The organism is Kitasatospora sp. NPDC127121 (genome assembly GCF_042677305.1).
Classification (GTDB): Bacteria; Actinomycetota; Actinomycetes; order Streptomycetales; family Streptomycetaceae; genus Kitasatospora.
In genome coordinates this window covers 29872-49199 of the sequence record NZ_JBHXTQ010000067.1, presented here as the reverse complement: position 1 = coordinate 49199, position 19328 = coordinate 29872, and the positions used below count along the sequence as shown (strand labels likewise).

At 72.4% G+C, this 19328-nt stretch carries 14 protein-coding genes; 4 read left to right on the top strand and 10 right to left on the bottom strand.

Annotation, left to right across the window (positions count from 1 at the left end; translation table 11 throughout):
* Positions 1 to 128: 128 nt before the first annotated feature.
* The 9 genes from ACFVHI_RS27680 to ACFVHI_RS27640 form a co-directional block, all read right to left on the bottom strand.
* The gene (locus ACFVHI_RS27680; RefSeq protein WP_244293345.1) at positions 129 to 1343 is read right to left on the bottom strand and encodes an alpha/beta hydrolase; all 1215 of its coding nucleotides are present in this window, start codon (positions 1341 to 1343) and stop codon (positions 129 to 131) included.
* A gap of 159 nt (positions 1344 to 1502) precedes the next feature.
* On the bottom strand, positions 1503 to 1850 hold the full coding sequence (locus tag ACFVHI_RS27675; RefSeq protein ID WP_380343813.1) for an MmcQ/YjbR family DNA-binding protein: 348 nt from the start codon (positions 1848 to 1850) through the stop codon (positions 1503 to 1505).
* 97 nt (positions 1851 to 1947) lie between these two features.
* Positions 1948 to 4281, bottom strand: a complete 2334-nt coding sequence (locus tag ACFVHI_RS27670; protein ID WP_380343811.1) for a Dyp-type peroxidase — start codon at positions 4279 to 4281, stop codon at positions 1948 to 1950.
* A 37-nt stretch (positions 4282 to 4318) separates the two neighbouring features.
* The gene (locus ACFVHI_RS27665) at positions 4319 to 6250 is read right to left on the bottom strand and encodes a galactose oxidase-like domain-containing protein (protein WP_380343809.1); all 1932 of its coding nucleotides are present in this window, start codon (positions 6248 to 6250) and stop codon (positions 4319 to 4321) included.
* 253 nt (positions 6251 to 6503) lie between these two features.
* The gene (locus ACFVHI_RS27660; RefSeq protein ID WP_380343806.1) at positions 6504 to 7733 is read right to left on the bottom strand and encodes an acyltransferase; all 1230 of its coding nucleotides are present in this window, start codon (positions 7731 to 7733) and stop codon (positions 6504 to 6506) included.
* Positions 7734 to 7765: 32 nt separating this feature from the next.
* Positions 7766 to 8893 (bottom strand): alpha/beta hydrolase, encoded by a 1128-nt coding sequence (locus ACFVHI_RS27655; protein WP_380343804.1) that lies wholly within the window; start codon positions 8891 to 8893, stop codon positions 7766 to 7768.
* Between the two features lie 195 nt (positions 8894 to 9088).
* Positions 9089 to 9763: a response regulator transcription factor gene (locus tag ACFVHI_RS27650; RefSeq protein ID WP_063347446.1), complete on the bottom strand. Its 675-nt coding sequence runs from the start codon at positions 9761 to 9763 to the stop codon at positions 9089 to 9091.
* Positions 9760 to 11064, bottom strand: coding sequence for a sensor histidine kinase (locus ACFVHI_RS27645; RefSeq protein ID WP_380343801.1), 1305 nt, complete (start codon positions 11062 to 11064; stop codon positions 9760 to 9762). Before ACFVHI_RS27645 ends, ACFVHI_RS27650 begins: the two co-directional genes overlap by 4 nt.
* Before the next feature lie 187 nt (positions 11065 to 11251).
* Complete coding sequence (locus ACFVHI_RS27640) at positions 11252 to 11941, bottom strand: TetR/AcrR family transcriptional regulator (RefSeq protein WP_380343798.1); 690 nt, start codon at positions 11939 to 11941, stop codon at positions 11252 to 11254.
* Between the two features lie 215 nt (positions 11942 to 12156).
* On the opposite strand from ACFVHI_RS27640, the gene ACFVHI_RS27635 reads away from it, so the two are divergent.
* Entirely contained in the window at positions 12157 to 13761 is a 1605-nt protein-coding gene (locus ACFVHI_RS27635; protein ID WP_063347443.1) for an MFS transporter, read from the top strand.
* A gap of 206 nt (positions 13762 to 13967) precedes the next feature.
* Here the strand turns inward: ACFVHI_RS27635 and aceE are convergent, their stop codons facing one another.
* The gene (gene aceE, locus ACFVHI_RS27630; RefSeq protein WP_380343795.1) at positions 13968 to 16718 is read right to left on the bottom strand and encodes a pyruvate dehydrogenase (acetyl-transferring), homodimeric type; all 2751 of its coding nucleotides are present in this window, start codon (positions 16716 to 16718) and stop codon (positions 13968 to 13970) included.
* A 517-nt stretch (positions 16719 to 17235) separates the two neighbouring features.
* On the opposite strand from aceE, the gene ACFVHI_RS27625 reads away from it, so the two are divergent.
* The 3 genes from ACFVHI_RS27625 to ACFVHI_RS27615 all read left to right on the top strand — a co-directional run bounded on the left by ACFVHI_RS27625 (position 17236) and on the right by ACFVHI_RS27615 (position 19210).
* The gene (locus ACFVHI_RS27625) at positions 17236 to 17676 is read left to right on the top strand and encodes a DUF3052 domain-containing protein (protein WP_063347441.1); all 441 of its coding nucleotides are present in this window, start codon (positions 17236 to 17238) and stop codon (positions 17674 to 17676) included.
* A gap of 291 nt (positions 17677 to 17967) precedes the next feature.
* Entirely contained in the window at positions 17968 to 18426 is a 459-nt protein-coding gene (locus ACFVHI_RS27620; protein WP_380343792.1) for a peroxiredoxin, read from the top strand.
* 208 nt (positions 18427 to 18634) lie between these two features.
* Positions 18635 to 19210 (top strand): TerD family protein, encoded by a 576-nt coding sequence (locus ACFVHI_RS27615; RefSeq protein WP_063347440.1) that lies wholly within the window; start codon positions 18635 to 18637, stop codon positions 19208 to 19210.
* Positions 19211 to 19328: the final 118 nt, after the last annotated feature.

Genomic DNA, 19328 nt, shown 5'->3' with positions numbered 1-19328 from the left:
GCGGAGGAGGGAGTCCATGCGGTGGGGGCACCTCCCGGCCGAAGGCTGGGGGCCATCGGCGACTGACGACAACGCGGCGAGGTGCGTGCCCCAACGCCGCCACGCAGGCGGGAGTTTGAAGACACGCCCTAGGAGTTCGGGGCGGGGCGGACGACGTCCTGGTAGTGGCCGAGCGAGATCGCCGCGAAGTTGTGCAGGCTGTCGGTGCCCTCGGTGAAGTAGCCGTTGTGGCCGGCCGCTCGGGCCGAGGAGATCTGCTCGGCGCCGAAGCCGCCGGCGGTCGGGTCGGCGCCGTGGCCGAGGCCGCCGACCTCCAGGTACGGGACGTTGCCGATCCAGTCGGTGGGGTTGCGGGTGGCCCAGACGTGCACGCCGGTGCCCAGCTCGCTGGTGCTCTGCACGCCCATGCCGGGGCTGCCGAACACCATCAGGTCGGTGATCCCGGAGGTGTCGGAGGGCGAGGCGGCCGCGCGCGGGATCTCGGGGGCGGCGTTGCCGCAGACCACGGAGCCGTACGAGTGGCAGAGCAGGGCCGGGGGCGCGTCCGGCCGGGTGGTCTCCTTGAGCCCGGCGAGCAGCCGCTGCAGCCGGGGCGCGCCGACGTCGGCGAGCCGGGAGGTGACGGCGTCCGGGCCGAGGCCGGACGGGGTGACGTAGCCGGTCCAGGCGATCACCGCGGTGCGGGTGTTCGGCGCCTGCCGCTGCTCCTCGGTGTGCAGGGCGCGGGCCATGCCGGCCGGGGAGCGCAGCGGTTCGGGGGCCTGGTCGAAGTGGCCGAGGTCGGCGTCCGAGCCGGGGACGACGACGGAGATCCGCTCGGCGTCGGCGAGGTCGCCCCACACCTCGGTGATCAGGCCGCGGCCGCGCGGGTCGAAGGCGAGGATCTGCCGGTCGGGGCCGAGCAGGTGCTCGACGTCGTTGGCGCGGGAGACGGCCAGCTCGCGGGTGTCGGCGTCGAGCTTGTGGTCGGCGGCGCGGGCCCGGGCGCTGTCGCGTTCGGCGGCCAGCGCGATCTTGTTGGCGCGGTAGCGCAGGTCCAGCGGGGCGCCGTCGAAGTTGCCGACGACCAGCGGGTAGTCCCGGATCAGCCGGTCCAGCTCGGTGGGGGCGAGCGAGGCGAAGAACGCGGCGGCGGCGGCCGGGGTGGTGGTGGCCGGGTCGGGCAGGGTGCGGTCGAAGCTGTGGTCCTGGACCCAGGCGGCGCTGCCGGCCGGGGGTGTGGAGATCGCCAGCTGCTCGGTGGAGGCGGCCGCCTGGGCCGCCGCGGCGCCGGCGTCGGCGAGCACGGCACAGCCCGCGAACGCCCCGATCAGTACCCGCTTCCAGCGCCGACGGTTGCGCACCGCACCAACTCCCTTAGGGCCCGTCACCGTTTCTCGGGCGGTGCCCGGAGGTGCGATGAGACTGCCTGCTTCCCTGCGCAAGCGTAGGGTGCCCGGAGAGGTGACGCGCCCGCCCAAACTGTGGGATGGCTCACATGAACCGGCGGTGTCGTTTCAGCGTCACAGAGTGGCCCGCACGTCGAATTCGCGCACCATCCGCTTGGGCGCCGTGCGCCGCCAGGCCTCGACGACGAGGTCGCGCAGCTCCTCCGGATCGACCAGGTCCAGCTGGACGCTCACCCAGCCGTGCCGCCCGACGTACGGCGCGCTGGAGAACACCTCGGGCTCGGCGGCGAGCAGTTCGGCCTGGTCCTCGGGGGAGGCCTTGACGGTGGCGGAACGGCCCTCGGGCGCGCCCATCGCGAAGATCCGGCCGCGGATCCGCAGGGTCTCGATGTCCCAGGTCGGCTCCTGTGCGGCCTCCGGCAGGGCGAGCGCCATCGCGCGGAACTCCTCGAACGTCACCATGCCCGCAGCGTAGGGCAGGGGACCGACAGCGCGCCCCCCGGTGCACGCGGGGCGCACCGGGGGGGCGGGTGGGGGCGGGTGGCCCGGGCCGGGCGGTTCAGAGCAGCGAGGACCAGGCGTCGCAGGAGCGGTCGCCGGAGACCAGCCGGTCCGGGTGGCCGCTGCCGTCGGCGATCGAGATCCGGCGGTAGCTCTGGCCGGAGAAGCACCAGAACTCGCTCCGGCCGCCGACCCGCTGGCAGTCCGGGACGGGCAGGAAGCAGTCCACCCGGCTCAGGCCGTTCAGCGAGCCCCACTGGGAGAGTTCGCGGTCGGTGCGCTCGCACACGTCGGTGTGCGCGGCACCGTCGGCCACCGAGACCAGCCGGTAGCGCTGGCGGCCGCCGGTGGTGTGGAACGCCCAGTACCAGCTCTTGCCGCCGACCCGCTGCTGGTCGGGGACGGGCAGGAAGCAGTCCATCCGGTCGACGCCGCCCAGCGAGTTCCAGGCGCCGAGGTCGCGGTCCTGGCGCTCCACGGCGCTGGTCGTGGATCCGCCGCCGCAGGTGATCGAGACGGCCCGGTACTGCTGGCGGCCGGCGGTGCTGTGGAACACCCAGTACCAGCTCTTGCCGTCCGGGTTCTGGAGGTCGGGCATCGGCAGGACGCAGTCGACCCGCCCGACGCCCTGCAGACACGTCCAGGCCGTCAGCCCGGTGTCGCCGTCGACCATACGGTCGGTGTGGGCGGAGCCGTCGGCCACCGAGATCCGGCGGCACCGGTCGGCGTGGAACACCCAGTACTGGCTCTGGCCGCCCCTGCGCTGCTGGTCCGGGACGGCGAGGAACTCGTCGCAGGGGTACGCCTTGCCGGAGGCGGCCTGGCCGCCGCCGCCCTGCTGGGTCTGCCCGGTGGTCTGGCCGGTGGTCTGGCCGGACCCGCCGGTGAGCCGCCCGTCGCAGAGCGCCTTCAGGGTGCTGACGGACGGCATGAAGGCGTACACCGATCCGGTGGTCCGGACGAACTGCTGGAAGCTCAGCAGGGTGTGCTTGACCGTGCCGTCCGGATCCCGGCTCTCGAAGTCGACGTCCGGGGCCTCCTGGGTGACCGGGTCCTTGCCGGGCACCGGGTTGCGCTTGGGCGGGAAGTCCGGCTGGTCCATCCAGTCGGCCTGGATGAACTCGAACTGCCGGGCGATGTCCGCCTGGTAGCAGATGAACAGCAGGCCGCGCGGGTCGTCGGGGCCGCCCGGGCCCTCCGAGGCCGGGTCGAACGGCGAGCCGTACGGGGTGCCGCGGCGCATGATCCGACGGCCGTCGAGGGCGTTCGGGTCGAACGGCGGGTGGCTCGGGTCCTCCTGGAGGGCGGCGCGCGGGCTGGTCTTGCGCAGGTGCGACCAGAGCGGCGTGACCAGGCCCTCCAGGTCGTCCCGGAAGTCGAAGTCGTTGTCGTTGGAGGAGGTCGGGTCGTTCGGGGTGTCCCGGTCCTGGTGCTTGCAGACCGGGGCGCCGGAGCGCCAGCGGCCGACCATCCGGGCGGCCAGCCACTCGGTGGTGGCGTTGTCCGGGACGGCCTTGGCCAGCCGCAGCTCCTGGAGCTTGACCGAGACCTGCGACCACCAGCCGGGGACGTCCTGGGCGAGCCGGCGGACCACCTGGAAGGAGCCGTTGCGCGTCCAGTCCGGGTACTGGTCCTTGGGAAAGCTGAACGGGTCGTTGTCCTCGCCGCAGATGAACTCGCCGGCCGGGATGATCCGGGTGCCCCGGTGGCCCTCGACCTCGTCCGGGTTGTTCGGGTCCGGCCGGTCGAAGAAGCGCACGCCGGGCTCGCTGATGCCGTCCTTGAAACCGAAGTGCTCCTTGCCGCGGCGGCTGCCCAGCAGGGTCTGGGCGTTCTGCTGGTAGGCGATCAGGACCCGGGCCTCGGCGGCCGCGATGCGCTGGGCCTCGATGGCCGCCTGGAGGTCCTTCTCGCTGTCCGCGGAGATCTTCAGCAGCGCGTGGACCGGCTGGTTCCTGCCGTTGCCGAACAGCCAGTTCTCCGGGGAGTTGTCGCCGCTGTCGCCGAGTGCGCCGGCCCGCTGCGCCGAGCCCTCCTTGAACGCCTCCAGGCCGCTGCCGATCGGCGGGGCCTGCGCGAACGGGTCGGTGGCGGAGAGCATCCGCATGCCCTCGTAGGTGAAGCTGACGCCCAGCCAGGTGGCCGTCAGTGACTTGGGGTCGTCGCCGCCGGAGGCGCTCCTGGCCTCGCTGAACGCCTCGTTGAACGTGGCGACCTGGCGGGTGGTGGCGATCTGCGGGACCAGCCGGCGCAGCCAGTCGCGGGCGCGCGCCGCGTCCTCGAACTTGAGGAACAGGACGCTGACGTTGTCCTTCCGGAAGCCGGCCAGGATGTCGCCCTGGATCTCGTCGCTCTGGCGCAGCCGCAGGTCGGTGGCCGTGGGGGTGCTCATGGGTGGGTCTTTCCTTCGCTGGGGGGCGGTTCGGGGATCAGGCCGAGGAGCTGAGCTGGACCCACTGCGCGACGCTGGGCACGCCCTGGTCGTTGAGCAGGAAGAGCATGTACCAGCCGGGCGGCGCGGCCTTGGCGTCCGGCGGGGCCTGGAACTCCAGCCGGTTGCCGGCCCGGCTGGTGAGCCGCAGCTCGATGTGGCGCTGGCTGGTGTTGACCGAGTGGGTCGAGGTGGTCGGCGCCAGCAGGACGGCCTTGGCGGCGAGCCCCGGGGTGGTGCTGGTGACGGTGAACTTCTTGTCGTAGCCGACCGGGGTGGTCGGCGCCCGGTCCAGCTGGGGCCGGTTGCCCTGGCTCAGGTAGGCGGGCTCGTAGATCTCGATGGTGCCGTTCATGGTGACGGGCCCCGTCGTGCCGGGGATGCCGCTCACCGTGCCGTTGACGTCCGGGTTGTTGGCGAGCTGCTGGAGCTCGTCGCCGGTCACCATCACGCGCCCGTCGGGCAGGACCACGGCGTTGGAGTGGTAGCCGCGCGGGAGCCGCTGGACCGGGCCGAGCTTCCAGTTGCCCTGGTCGTCGCGCAGTTCGACCTGGCGGTACTTGAGGTCGGCGTTGGGGTTGTACGGGCCGTTGCCGTAGTCGCGGATGTCGTACGCGCCGTTGACGGTCATCAGCCGGCCGTTGGGCAGCAGGAGGGTGTCGTCCTGGGTGCGGCCGAAGGCGCGGGACTTCTCGGCGGTCCAACTGCCGTTGGAGAAGCGCAGGGTGCTCGGGTTGTCGCGGTCGCCGCCGAGGATCAGGGCGGAGTCCGGGCCGTTGACGCCGCCGGGCAGCATGACCGCGGAGCCGTAGTTGCGCGGGCGGCCGTCCGGGCGGGCGGTGAGGTCGCTGCGGGACTCGGCGACCGGGTCGAACCTCCACTGCTCGGTGGGCTGGCGGCCGAAGCCGTAGACGTTGCCGTCGTTGAGCGAGAACAGGTGCGGGTAGTCCGTGGTGAACGGGGCGTCGGCCTTGAAGCGCTCCACCGGGGTGTTCTTCGGGGTGTCGTTCTTGCCCTGGGGGACGGGGAAGCCCTTGGCGGGGAAGCGCTCGACCACCGGGGTCGGGGTGCCGTGGCCGAGTTCGGACTGGCCGGACATGATCAGCTGCCGGCCGTCGGCGCCGGTCACCACCGAGGGGTACCAGCGGCCGACCGACATGTCGGGGTTGCGGGTCCAGGTCTCGGTCCACGGGTCGAAGACCAGCGACAGCTTGGCGCCGGTGCCGCCGTTGCCGCCGAGGTTCCCGCCGAAGACGCCGAGCATGCCGTTGGGCAGGAAGGAGTGGCCGGAGCAGAAGAACGGCACCGGGCGGGGCTCGTTGAGGCCGTCCGGCATGTCGGAGACCGGCGGGGTGACCTGTTTGAAGGCGTCCTTGCCGGTGCCCTTGGCCGGGTCCCAGAGGAAGGCCCGGCCGGCGTTCTCCTTGCCGGTGGTCTGGGTGGGGGCGGGTTCCTTCTCCGGGTTGGACTCGATCCGCTCGAAGGAGAACAGCAGCACCTTGCCGGTCGGCAGCAGCGCGACGTGGTCGCCGAAGTCGGGGGAGGAGAAGTACTCCTTGAACGTGCCGAACACCGCCGGGTCGAAGCCGGCGTTGGTGCTGGCCTGGGAGGCCGTCAGGGCGTTGTACCGGTTGGTGCGGGTGGTCTGCGGGTAGTCGCCGATGCCGCGGATGGCGGCGCGGGCCCGGGCGTGCTCCTCGGCGTGCTCGGGGCCGAGCGCGGCGACCTCGTCGTCCCGCATCTCGGCCATCACCCGGGGTGAGGCGATGTGCGGGGTGAGGTCGTTCTGGCCGGGGGTGGCCGGCCCGCCGTGGGCGGTGGCCGGGCCGACGGCGGCGAGCAGGGTGCCGGTGGTCACCGCGCATACCACGGCGGTGGCCGACAGCCGGCGGCGGGCCCGGCGCCGTGGCTGCGGTGCGGACGGGGACATGGATCTCCTCGGGGAGGGGGTGGGCGGGGAGGGTGGCGAATGCGGACGGAGGGGCCGTGGGCGGGCGCGGTCCAGCGATGGTCGCCGACCGTCACAGGAGATCACAGTGCGTGGTGGTTCGCATGCGGATGCATCCCGCTGCGGACCCCTGTGACGGGCGGCCCCGGAGTGGCCGTGGACCGGCCCCGGAACGGCCGAAGGGGCGCGGACCGATCGGTCCGCGCCCCTCCGGTGCCTCACTCTCCGGCGCAGGTCACACCATGCCCAGCGCGTACGCGGCGAACAGCGCCGCACCCGCCGCGGCCAGCGCCTTCCCGGCCCGGGAGAAGGCCGTCCACGGCCCGTCGAACCGCCGGGTGAACCACCCGATCGCCACCAGCACGGCCCCGAACAGCGGAAGCAGCGCCACCCGGACGGCCACCCAGCCGATCGAGTCCGGCGCGGTGGTCAGCCCCGGCACGGCGCCCAGTCCGGCCGCGCCGGGCACCGCCACCGCGAGCATCGCGCTCTGGTGCCAGCAGAAGATCGTCATCGCCGAGAGGTTGACCGCCACCACCGGCAGCCACAGCAGCGGACGGCGGGTCAGCAGCCGGCCCAGCCGATCCCGCAGCAGCACCGCGGCGCCGCACTGCGTCGCCGCCAGGGCCAGCACCAGCAGGGACGGCGGGTGCGAGTTGGTCCGCTCCATCCCGGGCACCCCGACCATGCTGGCCGGGTAGTGGAACGCCAGCAGCAGCGTGGCGAACAGCGCGCCGCCGCCGACCAGCAGCACCCGGGCCACCGGGCGGCCGAGCCGGCCCTGCGCCCACAGCACGCCCAGCTGGTAGCCGAACAGCCAGCCCGGCAGGATGTTCAACAGCCCGACCCAGGACGGCACCGCCTCCGCCCACGGCCCGTACCGCAGCAGGTCGACGGCGGCGACGGCGGCCACCAGGACGCCCGCCGACCAGCCGCCCAGCCGGCGCCCGGCCGCCACGCACAGCGGGGTGAGTGCGGTCAGCCCCAGGTAGACCGCGATGTACCAGAGCGGCTGCACCACCAGCGTCGCGCCGGTCCGCACGGTGTCCCCGGGGACGCCGAGCGCGGGCAGCAGCGCGATCAGCAGCGCCCAGACGGCCGTCACCCCCAGCACCGGGCGCAGCAGCCGCACCGATCGGCCGCGCAGCCAGCCCAGGTACGTCACGCCCTTGGCCCGGGCCCGCTCCAGCGACTGGACCGAGGAGTGGCCGCCGACCAGGAAGAACACCCCGAGCATCTGGAGCACCCAGCTGATCGGGGCGAGGCCGCCGAGCGAGGAGAGCGGGCTCGCGTTGTGCAGGGCGCCGTCGGCGGAGAGCGTGAAGCCGCCGAGCAGCCAGTGCCCGACCGGCACGGCGAGCAGGGCGAGGGCGCGCAGCCCGTCCAGGGCGCGGTCGCGGGTCTCGGGGGTGCGGGCGTCGACCTGGTGGGCGGCGCGGCGCAGGGCGGTCAGCGGGTGGGCCATGGCGGTGCTCCTTTCGGTGAGGCGGTCAGCGGTTAGCGGTCGAGGCCGAGGGCGATGGCGGCGAAGGCGGTGAGCGAGGCGGTGCCGGGGGCGAAGTAGCCGGCGTGGCCCTCGGATCCGGTGGCGGGCAGCGGGTGGGCGCCGAAGCCGGGGGCGGTCGGGTCGGCGCCGTGGCCGAGGCCGAGCACCGAGACGTAGGGGACCCGGCCGATCCAGTCGGAGTCGTTGCGGGCGGTGGCCCAGAGCGGGACGCGCGGGTCGAGGGCGGCGGCCGAGCCGACGCCCATCCCGGGCGAGCCGAGGACGACCACGCCGGAGGCCTGGTCGGGCCCGGGGCGGGCCAGCCCGCAGACCACCGAGCCGTAGCTGTGGCAGAACACCGTGGCCGGGGCCTGCGGGCGGGTGGTGACGGCGAGTCCGTCGAGCAGCCGGGTGAGCCGCGTGGCCCCGGCCCGGGCCAGGTCCTCGGTGGCGGCGCCCAGGCCGATCCCGACCGGGGTGGTGTAGCCGGTCCAGGCGATCACGGCGCTCTGCCGGTCGGTGGCCCGGTGGAGCGAGCGGGCCATGCCGGCGGGGGTGCCGTACGAGCCGGGGGAGCGGTCGAAGTTCTCCAGGTCGTTGTCCGAGCCGGGGACGACGACGGCGGTGTGGCGGGCGGTGGCGAGGTCGCCGAAGACCTCGGCGACCTCGCCGCGATCGCGCGGGTCGAAGACGAGGATCCGGCGGTCGCCGTCCAGCAGGGCGCGGTAGCGCTCGGCGCGGGTGCGGGCCTGCTCGTGGTCCTGCGGGGTGAGCGCCGGGTCGGTGGCCCGGGCGAGTTCGCGGCCGAGCTCCGCGGTGAGGGCCAGCGTGTTGGCCCGGTACCGGAGTTGGACCGGGGCGCCGTCCAGGTTGCCGACCACCAGCGGGTGCCGGACGGCCAGCGCGTCCTGCTGCGCGGGCGTCAACTCGGCGAAGAACGCGGCGACTTCGGCTGGGGTGGCGGTGGCCGGGTCGGGCGGGTGGAGGCCGAACGCGGTGTCGGCCACCCAGGCGGCGCTGCCCGGGGGCGGGCCGGTGACGGCCTGTTGGGCGTCCGTGGAGAAGCCGCCGAGACCGAGCACCGCGGCCAGCATCACCGTACTGGCCGCGATGGCTCTCTTGACCCGAAACTTCCCCATGTCCGGCCCCTCCCTGATCCGTTCGACTTCGACGGAAAGGAAGGTAGAAATGCGACGGCCCCGCGGACGTCACACCGCGGGGCCAACTCCCGGGTGCTACCGGGGTACTACTCGGGGTATCGCTCGGGGTACCACGGGGGGTGTCTCCGGACCGGAGCCGTCGGGCTGGAGCCGCCGAGGGTCACCGGACCGGCGTCACTGGCCGGGCGTCACGAGGCCGGACTCGTAGGCGAGGACGACGGCCTGGGCGCGGTCGCGCAGGTCGAGCTTGGCGAGGATGCGCCCGATGTGGGTCTTGACGGTCTGCTCGGCCAGGACCAGCCGGCCGGCTATCTCCTGGTTGGACAGGCCGCGGGCGATCAGCTCCAGCACCTCGGTCTCACGCGGGGTGAGGCCGTTGAGCCGCAGTTTGGGGTCGCGCCGCCGGGCCGGCCGGTTGCGGGCGAAGTCCTCGATCAGCCGGCGGGTCACCGAGGGGGCGAGCAGCGCCTCGCCGGCCGAGACCACCCGGACCGCGGAGATCAGGTCGGCCGGCGGGGCGTCCTTGAGCAGGAAGCCGCTGGCCCCGGCGCGCAGCGCCTCGTACACGTAGTCGTCCACGTCGAAGGTGGTCAGCATCATCACCTTGGGCCGGTGCGCGCCGGGGACGGCGGGGTCGAGCAGTCGGCGGGCGGCCTCCAGGCCGTCCATGACGGGCATGCGGACGTCCATCAGCACCAGGTCCGGGTGGGTGCGGCCGCTCACCTCCAGGGCCTGCGCGCCGTCGGCCGCGTCCCCCACCACGTCGATGTCGCTCTGGGCGTTGAGCAGGGCGGCGAAGCCGGCCCGCACCATGGCCTGGTCGTCGACGATGATCACGCGGATGGTCATGCGGGCTTCTCCCGGGGGGTTTCGAGGGGCAGGACGGCGGCGACCTTGTAGCCGCCGTCCGGCATCGGGCCGGTCTCCAGCCTGCCACCGACCAGCCGGGCGCGTTCCCGCATTCCGATCAGCCCCTGTCCGGTGCCCTCCATGGAGGCCTCCAGCGACTCGGTGTGCTGGGGCGGGGGCGTGTTCACCACGGTCAGCAGCAGGGTGGCGCCCTCGTCGACCAGGGATATCCGGGCCCGCGAGCCGGGCGCGTGGCGCACCACGTTGGCCAGCGCCTCCTGCACGATCCGGTACGCGGACAGGGCGACCGCCTTCGGCACCGCCTCGGCCAGCCCCGGATCCACCGTCAGTTCGGCCGGGACCCCGGCCCGTCCCACCGTCTCGATCAGCTGCGGCAGTTGCTCGATCCCGGGCTGCGGCACCTTCTCGGCGGCGGACTCCTCGCTGCGCAGCACGCCCAGCAGTCGGCGCATCTCGGTCAGCGACTCGCGGGCGGTGCCGGCGATGGCGGTGAACTCCTCGGTGGCCGCGTCCGGTACGCCGGTGATCCGGTACGGCGCGCTGGCCGCCTGCACGGCGATCACCGACATGTGGTGGGCGACCACGTCGTGCAGTTCCCTCGCGATCCGGGCGCGCTCCTCCAGCAGGGTGCGCCGCTCGCGTTCGGCCTCGCTGATGTGCTCCTGTTCGGCGAGCAGCCGGCGGGCCTCGGCGCGGTCCTGGACGGCCCAGCCGAGCAGCAGGGCGGCGCCGCCGAGGGCGACCAGCAGCATGGTGGTGCCGTCGTCGGCGTGCGGGAAGCCGAGCGTGGTGGTGAGGAGGGTGAGCAGGATCGTGGCGATCCAGACCGCGATCAGGGTGGCCCGGCTCTCCCGCAGCGCGAGCGCGATCAGCAGGAAGACGTACGCCAGGATCATCGGCGCCGTCCACGGCCAGGTGCCGCCGAGCTGGTGGTGCCGGGCGGTGATGGAGGCCGTGGTGACGAGGGTGGCCGCGCTGATCCACCAGGCGGCCAGCGGCCGGGTGATGGCGAGCAGCAGCGGCGCGGTCTGGGCGATGGTGAGCGCGCCGGCGATGGGCACGGCGACGCCGTAGAAGTCGACCAGGGCGACGATCCCGGTGGGGATCAGCGAGGCCTGCATGATCAGCGCGACGACGTACGGCAGTCGGCGCAGCCAGGCCCGGGGCGAGTCCCCGAGCAGCGGGGTGGACCCGCCGGTCGGGGTGGTGAGGTGGTGCCGGAGCGAGCGGAGCAGCCGGAGGGCCTGCGCGCGGACTTCGGTCGTGGTGATCGTCTTCATCGCGGGCCAGCCTAAGAGGGTGCCGACCGCCCGTCGTCGCACTGGGGTCGAACATCGGAGTGCTACCGGGGTAGGGGGTGCTACCCGGGTACTACTGCTCCCGGCACGGTTCCGGGGCCGGGAGCGGTGCCCGCGGTACTACTGCGGGCCCGTATTGCTGCGGGCCGGCACTACCGCGCGGCCGGTGCTACTGCGGGCCGGTGCGCCAGTGGCCGGCCAGGGCCGGGCCGAGCTGGTCGAAGTGGCGCTCGATGACGGCGACCATGCCCTCGGGCCCGGCGGGCTCCTGGTCGGGGGTCCAGGACAGGTGGGCGGCGCGCAGCACGCTGCCGAAGACGGCGGCGAGCACGGTGGGGCGCAGGTCCTCGGCCGGGTCGAGGCCCTCGCGTTCGGCGATTACCCGGACGACCACCCGTTCCTGCTCGGTGACCCGGCGCAGGTGGGTGGCGAGCAGGGTGGGGGCCTCCTCGATCATCCGCATCAGTTCGAGGGCGGTGGTGATCGAGCGGGGGCCGCTGCGGTGTTCGGCGCCGAGTTCGCGCCAGGACTGGACGATCGCGGCGCGCAGGGCCTGGAGCGGGGACTCGTGGGCCGGGCGGCGGCACAGGCACTCGATGAAGTAGTCCTCGGCGTCGGCCATCACGGCGAGCGCGACCTCGTCCTTGTTGGCGAAGTAGCGGAAGAAGGTGCGCTGGGAGACCTCGACGGCGGAGGCGATCTCGTCGACGGTGGTGCGGGCGAAGCCCTGGCCGAGGAAGAGCACGTGGGCGGCTTGGACGAGGGCGTCCCTGGTCTGCTGCTTCTTGCGCTCGCGCAGCCCTGGCAGCCGTTCGGGGGTGCCCGGGGCGGCGGTGGGGGTGGGGGTGCGAGCGGCCATGGCGGGGCCTTCCGAGCGCGTGCGGGTGGGGTGAGGAGCACAACCTTAGCGCTCTGACAAATGTCAGCTAGAGCCAGAAGTCAGTGTTTGCCGAATGTCAGTGGCTGACATAATCTGCCGGAAGTGGCGCTCGCCGACCGGGCACTCGTGGGGACGGGTGGGTCGCGGCGCCACGCCCACGTTCCGTTCTCTGCCACGCCCCCGGAGGGCCCCAGATGAGCCAGTCCGTCGTCAAGAACGCCAAGGCGGACGTCCCGCCGCAGCGCACGCCACCGGGCGGGGGAGGGCTCAAGGGGCACCCCTGGCTGACCCTGCTGACCGTCGCGGTCGGCGTGATGATGGTCGCCCTGGACGGCACGATCGTCGCCATCGCCAACCCCGTCATCCAGGCGGACCTGAAGGCCGCGCCCTCCGAGATCCAGTGGGTGACCAGCGGCTACCTGCTGGCCCTGGCGGTCTTCCTGATCACGGCCGGCAAGATCGGCGACCGGTTCGGCCACAAGAACACCTTCCTGGTCGGCGCCGTCGGCTTCGCCGCCACCTCGGCCGCGATCGGCTTCGCCGGCAACATCCAGACCGTGATCGCCTTCCGGGTGCTCCAGGGCCTGTTCGGCGCGCTGCTCCAGCCGGCCGCGCTCGGTCTGCTGCGCGGCGCCTTCCCGGCCGAGAAGCTCAACATGGCGATCGGCATCTGGGGCGGCGTGATCGGCGCCTCCACCGCGGCCGGCCCGATCGTCGGCGGCCTGCTGGTCGAGCACGTCAACTGGGAGTCGGTCTTCTTCATCAACATCCCGGTCGGCCTGATCGCGCTCGGCCTCGGCCTGTGGATCCTCAAGGACGTACGGGCCGAGAAGGCCGCCAAGTCCTTCGACCTGCCCGGGATCGCGCTGCTCTCGGTGGCGATGTTCGCGCTGGTCTTCGGCATCATCAAGGCCCCCGAGTGGGGTTGGGGCGACGCCCGCACGCTGCTGTTCCTGGGCGGCGCGGTGGTCCTGATGGTGCTCTTCGCGTTCTGGCAGGCCCGGGCGAAGGAGCCGCTGATCCCGCTCAGCCTGTTCCGTTCGGTGCCGCTGTCGGCGGGCACCCTGCTGATGGTGCTGATGGCCTTCGCGTTCTTCGGCGCGATCTTCTTCGTGACCTTCTACTTGCAGAACGTGCACGGGATGTCGCCGGTGTCGGCCGGCGTCCACCTGCTGCCGATGACCGGCATGATGATCATCGGTTCGCCGGTGGCGGGCATCGCGATCGGCAAGCTCGGCCCGCGGATCCCGATCGTGGCCGGCATGCTGATCACCACCACCGCGATGTTCGGCATGTCCACCCTGGACGCGGGCTCCGGCACCGGCGTGATGTCGCTCTGGTTCGTCCTGATGGGCCTCGGCATCAGCCCGGTCATGGTCGGCGCCACCGAGGTGATCGTCGGCAACGCCCCGCTGGAGCTGTCCGGTGTGGCCGGCGGCCTCCAGCAGGCCGCGATGCAGGTCGGCGGCAGCCTCGGCACCGCGGTGCTCGGTGCGCTGATGGCGGCCAAGGTCGGGGACGTGCTGCCCGGCAACTGGGCCAAGGCCGGCCTGCCGCCGGTCCAGGGCGCCGAGGCCGAGGGCCTCAAGCAGGCCGCGCAGCTCGGCATCGCCCCGCCGGCCCCGGCCGGCACCCCGCAGCAGGCGGTGGACGCGATGGCCGGCGCCGTGCACGACTCCTTCGTCAGCGGCATGTCGCTCGCCTTCGCGGTCGCCGCCGTGGTGGCCTTCGGCGCCGCGGTGCTCGGCCTGCTCACCCGCCGCGGCACCGTCGACGCGGGCCCGGCCGTCCACATCTGATCCCGCGCCACGTCTGATCCCCGCGCGGCCAGCGGCCAGCGGCCAGCGGGCAACGACCAGCGGCCCCGGACTCGACCGAGTCCGGGGCCGCTGCGTGCCGTCATCCGCCGCCGCGGGCGGGTGGGGCTGCCCGGGTTGCACCCGGGGACGCCGAAGGGCCGGACCTCCGTGCTCGGAGGCCCGGCCCTTCAGGGTCTAGCGGGTGATCAGGCGTCGCCGCCGGCGGCGCCCGGGTCGGCCGCGGCCACGTCGAGCAGCTGGTAGCGGTCGATCGCGTCCTTCAGCGCACTGCGGTCGACCTTGCCCTGCTTGGCGAGCTCGGTGAGCACCGCCAGGACGACCGACTGCGGGTCGATGTGGAAGAAGCGACGCGCCGCACCACGGGTGTCGGCGAAGCCGAACCCGTCGGCGCCCAGCGACTGGTACTGACCGGGCACCCAGCGGGAGATCTGGTCCGGCACCGCGCGCATCCAGTCGGACACGGCGACGACCGGGCCCTCGGCACCCTGGAGCTTCTGGGTGACGTACGGCACGCGCTGCTGCTCCTCGGGGTGCAGCAGGTTGAACTCCTCGGCCTCCACCGCGTCGCGGCGCAGCTCGTTCCAGGAGGTCGCGGACCAGACGTCGGCCTTGACGTTCCATTCCTCGGCGAGGATGCGCTGGGCCTCCAGGGCCCATGGCACGGCCACGCCGGAGGCGAGGATCTGGGCCGGGATCTGGCCGGCGGTGCCCGGCGCGTACCTGTGCAGACCCTTGAGGATGCCCTCGACGTCCACGTTCTCGGGCTCGGCCGGCATCTTGATCGGCTCGTTGTAGACGGTCATGTAGTAGAACACGTCCTCGCCGTGCGGGTGCTCGGCACTGGTGCCGTACATCCGCCGCAGACCGTCCTGGACGATGTGCGCGATCTCGAAGCCGTACGCCGGGTCGTACGCGACGACGCCGGGGTTGGTCGAGGCCAGCAGCTGCGAGTGGCCGTCGGCGTGCTGGAGGCCCTCGCCGGTCAGCGTGGTGCGGCCGGCGGTGGCGCCGATCACGAAGCCGCGGGCCAGCTGGTCGGCCATCTGCCAGAACTGGTCGCCGGTGCGCTGGAACCCGAACATCGAGTAGAAGACGTACACCGGGATCAGCGGCTCGCCGTGGGTGGCGTAGGAGGAGCCGGCGGCGATCAGCGAGGCGGTGCAGCCGGCCTCGGAGATGCCGTCGTGCAGCATCTGGCCGGTCGGCGACTCCTTGTAGGCCAGCAGCAGGTCGCGGTCGACCGACTCGTAGGTCTGGCCGAGCGGGTTGTAGATCTTCGCCGACGGGAAGAGCGAGTCCATGCCGAAGGTGCGGTACTCATCGGGCGCGATCGGCACGAAGCGGTTGCCGATGCCCTTGTCCCGCATGAGGTCCTTGAGCACCCGGACGAACGCCATGGTGGTGGCGATGGTCTGGTTGCCGGAGCCCTTCTTGACCGCCTTGTACGCGTCGTCGCCGGGCAGTTCCAGCTGACGCGGGCGCACCTTGCGGGTCGGCACGTAGCCGCCCAGCTCGCTGCGGCGGTCGTGCATGTACTGGATCTCTTCCGAGTCGCGGCCCGGGTGGTAGTAGGGCGGGTAGCCCTCGTCGAGCTGCTTGTCGGTGATCGGCAGGTGCAGCCGGTCGCGGAAGCGCTTCAGGTCCTCGACCGTCAGCTTCTTCATCTGGTGGGTGGCGTTGCGGCCCTCGAAGTTGGGGCCGAGCGTCCAGCCCTTGACCGTCTGGGCGAGGATGACCGTCGGCTGGCCCTGGTGCTCGCGGGCCGCCTTGAACGCCGCGTAGATCTTCTTGTGGTCGTGGCCGCCGCGACCCAGGTGCTGGACCTGCTGGTCGGTCATGCTCTCGACCATCTTGCGCAGGCGCAGGTCGCTGCCGAAGAAGTGCTCGCGGATGTACTGGCCGGTCTCGGTGGCGTAGGTCTGGAACTGGCCGTCCACCGTGGTGTTCAGCTTGTTGACCAGGACGCCGTCGCGGTCCTGCGCGAGCAGCGGGTCCCAGCTGCGGTCCCAAACCAGCTTGATCACGTTCCAGCCGGCGCCCCGGAACTGGGACTCCAGCTCCTGGATGATCTTGCCGTTGCCGCGGACCGGGCCGTCCAGGCGCTGCAGGTTGCAGTTGACCACGAAGGTCAGGTTGTCGAGGCCCTCGCGCGCGGCCAGCGACAGCTGGCCCAGCGACTCCGGCTCGTCCATCTCGCCGTCGCCGAGGAAGGCGTAGACCTGCGAGTCGGAGGTGTCCTTGATCCCGCGGTGCTCCAGGTAGCGGTTCATCCGGGCCTGGTAGATCGCGCCGAGCGGGCCGAGGCCCATGGATACGGTCGGGAACTCCCAGAAGTCCGGCATCAGCCGCGGGTGCGGGTAGCTGGAGAGGCCGTACGGGGCCTTCGACTTCTCCTGGCGGAACGCGTCGAGCTGCTGCTCGGACAGTCGGTCCAGCAGGAACGCGCGGGCGTAGATGCCGGGGGAGGCGTGGCCCTGGAAGAAGATCTGGTCGCCGGACTCGCCCTCGGCGTCCTTGCCGCGGAAGAAGTAGTTGAAGCCGACGTCGTACAGCGACGCGGAGGAGGCGAAGGTGGCGATGTGCCCGCCCACGCCGATGCCCGGGCGCTGCGCCCGGGAGACCATCACGGCCGCGTTCCAGCGGGTCGCGTTGAGGATCTTGCGCTCGATCTCCTCGTTGCCGGGGAAGAACGGCTCGTCCTTGGTCGCGATGGTGTTGACGTAGTCCGTGCTGCGCATCTCGGGCACGGCGACACGCTTCTCGCGGGCGCGCTCGATCAGGCGGAGCATCAGGTAGCGGGCGCGCTCGCGCCCCCGCTCGTCGATGGCCGCGTCAAGCGACTCCAGCCATTCCGCGGTCTCCTCGGGATCGAAGTCCGGGACCTGACTCGGAAGGCCGCCAATGATGATCGGGTTGCGATCGGATCCGGAAGCCACGCTGTTCCTTCACTGTCGGTCGAAACTGAGGTGTGTCGCGCCGCCTCCATCGTGCTACCGCGCTCGGAGATCCGTCATCTCTACCGATCGGTAACCGTTCCGCCTGGTGGGCGGGACGGTCTGGCGGTGCGCGGTCCGGGCGACTTCGCCCGCCCCGCACACCCCCGGGTGCTACGTACAGAGGTGGTCCGACCTGGTGTCCCGTCCGCCCGATGGCGGGCGGCCGGGGTGAGGGCCAACAGGAGACTCTACGCCCGCGCACGCGCGGACCCGAATGCCGTTCGTATCTCGGGCATCCGTACGCCCTGTGGGCCGGGACCACCCGAAGCATCCTTGTCTCATGCAGAGAAGGGCAAATCGGTGTGATTCCCGACACATCGAACGGCGTGTCCCCGCTGTGGCACGTCAACCTTTGGGGGGGATCGGGGGTCGGGTACTTGCGCGAACCGCCGCGCCCGTGTGGACTACGGCCACAGCCTCGGCATGGATGCCGGGCCGAATACTGGAGGTTATTCCCGTGAGCGCGACCGCGGACCCCGCGGACAAGTCCAACCCGGCGACCCGTCTCGGCTTCGAAGAAGGCCAGATCATCCAGGAGCTGGGGTACGACGACGACACTGACCAGGATCTCCGCGAAGGCATCGAGGAGCTCACCGGGACGGATCTCGTCGACGAGGACTACGACGACGTCGCCGACGCCGTTCTGCTGTGGCACCGCGACGACGACGGGGACCTCACCGACTCCCTCGTCGATGCCTTGGAGTACCTGGCCGAGGGCGGTCTGATCTGGCTGCTGACGCCCAAGACCGGGCGTGACGGCCACGTCGAGGCGTCCGACATCGCGGACGCGGCCCGCACCGCCGGTCTCTCCCAGACCAGCTCGATCGCGGTCGCCAAGGACTGGGCGGCCACCCGGCTCGCCACCAAGTCCACGGCCAAGCCGGGCGGCAAGCGCTGAGCGGGCTCTGAGGCCCCGCACCGGGCCCCGCTGGAGGATCCCTCCAGCGGGGCCCGATCGTTTTCCGGGGTCCGGAACCGGCGGCGGCGCCCGCCCGTGTCATCACGGAGCGTGTTCACCCGGGGTCGCGTCGGCCTCGGAGCCGGCCCGGAAACGCGTTCGCCCAGGGCGAAAGCGGTGAAGCGTGCGGGTGCCGCCCTCATCCATTCGGCGGAACGTGCCCGAACGGATGCGAGGATGGCGCTGGCCGCGCCGCCCGCGCGGCACGGGCGCGTCAGAAAGGTCACGTTCATGGCCATCGAGGTCGGCACCGAGGCTCCGGACTTCGAGCTCAACAACCAGCACGGCGAAGCGGTCCGCCTCTCCGACTTCCGGGGCGAGCGGAACGTCGTCCTGGTCTTCTACCCGTTCTCCTTCACCGGCGTCTGCACCGGCGAGCTCGGCGCCATCCAGCGGGAGCTGGCGCAGCTGCAGAACGACCGGGTCCAGGTGCTCGGCGTCTCCTGCGACTCGCAGTTCACCCAGCGCGTCTTCGCCGACCGCGAGGGCCTGGAGTTCCCGCTGCTGGCCGACTTCTGGCCGCACGGCGAGATCGCCCGCGCCTACGGCGTCCTCGACGAGCGGAAGGGCTGCCCCGTGCGCGGCACCTTCGTGATCGACACGGCGGGCACGGTGCGCTGGAGCGTCGTCAACGACCTCCCGGACGCCCGGGACGAGCAGGAGTACCTGAAGGCCCTCGGCGCCCTCTGAGGCCCCGCGTGGAGGCCCGTGGCGGTGGCCGCGGGCCCGGCCCCGCGAACTTCGAACAGCCGCGTCGGGCCCGTTCGCACGTCCGGACGGGAACCGCGCACTACGCTCGGTCCGTTGGTCGGGTGGGGCACGTGAGCCGCTCGCCGGCCGGCGCCTCGAACCGCACCACGGGGGCACCAGGGCGTGCCTCCCGATTCTTGGAGGACAAGTGGGTGTCAGCCTGAGCAAGGGCGGCAATGTCTCGCTCACCAAGGAGGCCCCGGGGCTTTCGGCCGTGGTCGTCGGCCTGGGCTGGGACGTCCGGACCACCACCGGGACGGACTTCGACCTGGACGCCAGCGCGCTGCTCTGCAACGAGCAGGGCAAGGTCGCCTCGGACGGGAACTTCGTCTTCTTCAACAACCTGAAGAGCGCGGACGGCTCCGTCGAGCACACCGGTGACAACCGCACCGGCGAGGGCGAGGGCGACGACGAGGCGATCAAGGTCAACCTGGCCGGCGTCCCGGCGGACGTGCAGAAGATCGTCTTCCCGGTCTCGATCTACGACGCCGAGAGCCGCGGGCAGAACTTCGGCCAGGTGCGCAACGCGTTCATCCGCGTGGTGAACCAGGCCGACAACGCGGAGCTGGCCCGCTACGACCTCTCCGAGGACGCCTCCACCGAGACCGCGATGGTCTTCGGCGAGCTGTACCGCAACGGCGCCGAGTGGAAGTTCCGGGCCATCGGCCAGGGCTACGCCTCCGGCCTGCGCGGCATCGCCCAGGACTTCGGCGTCAACGTCTGACCGGACGACACCGGACGACACCGGGCGACACGACACGACACGACACGGCGCCGGACGGCGGCCGGTCGCCCGGCGCGGGAGCCTTGTACGGGGCGGCCCCGGACCTTCAGAGGTCCGG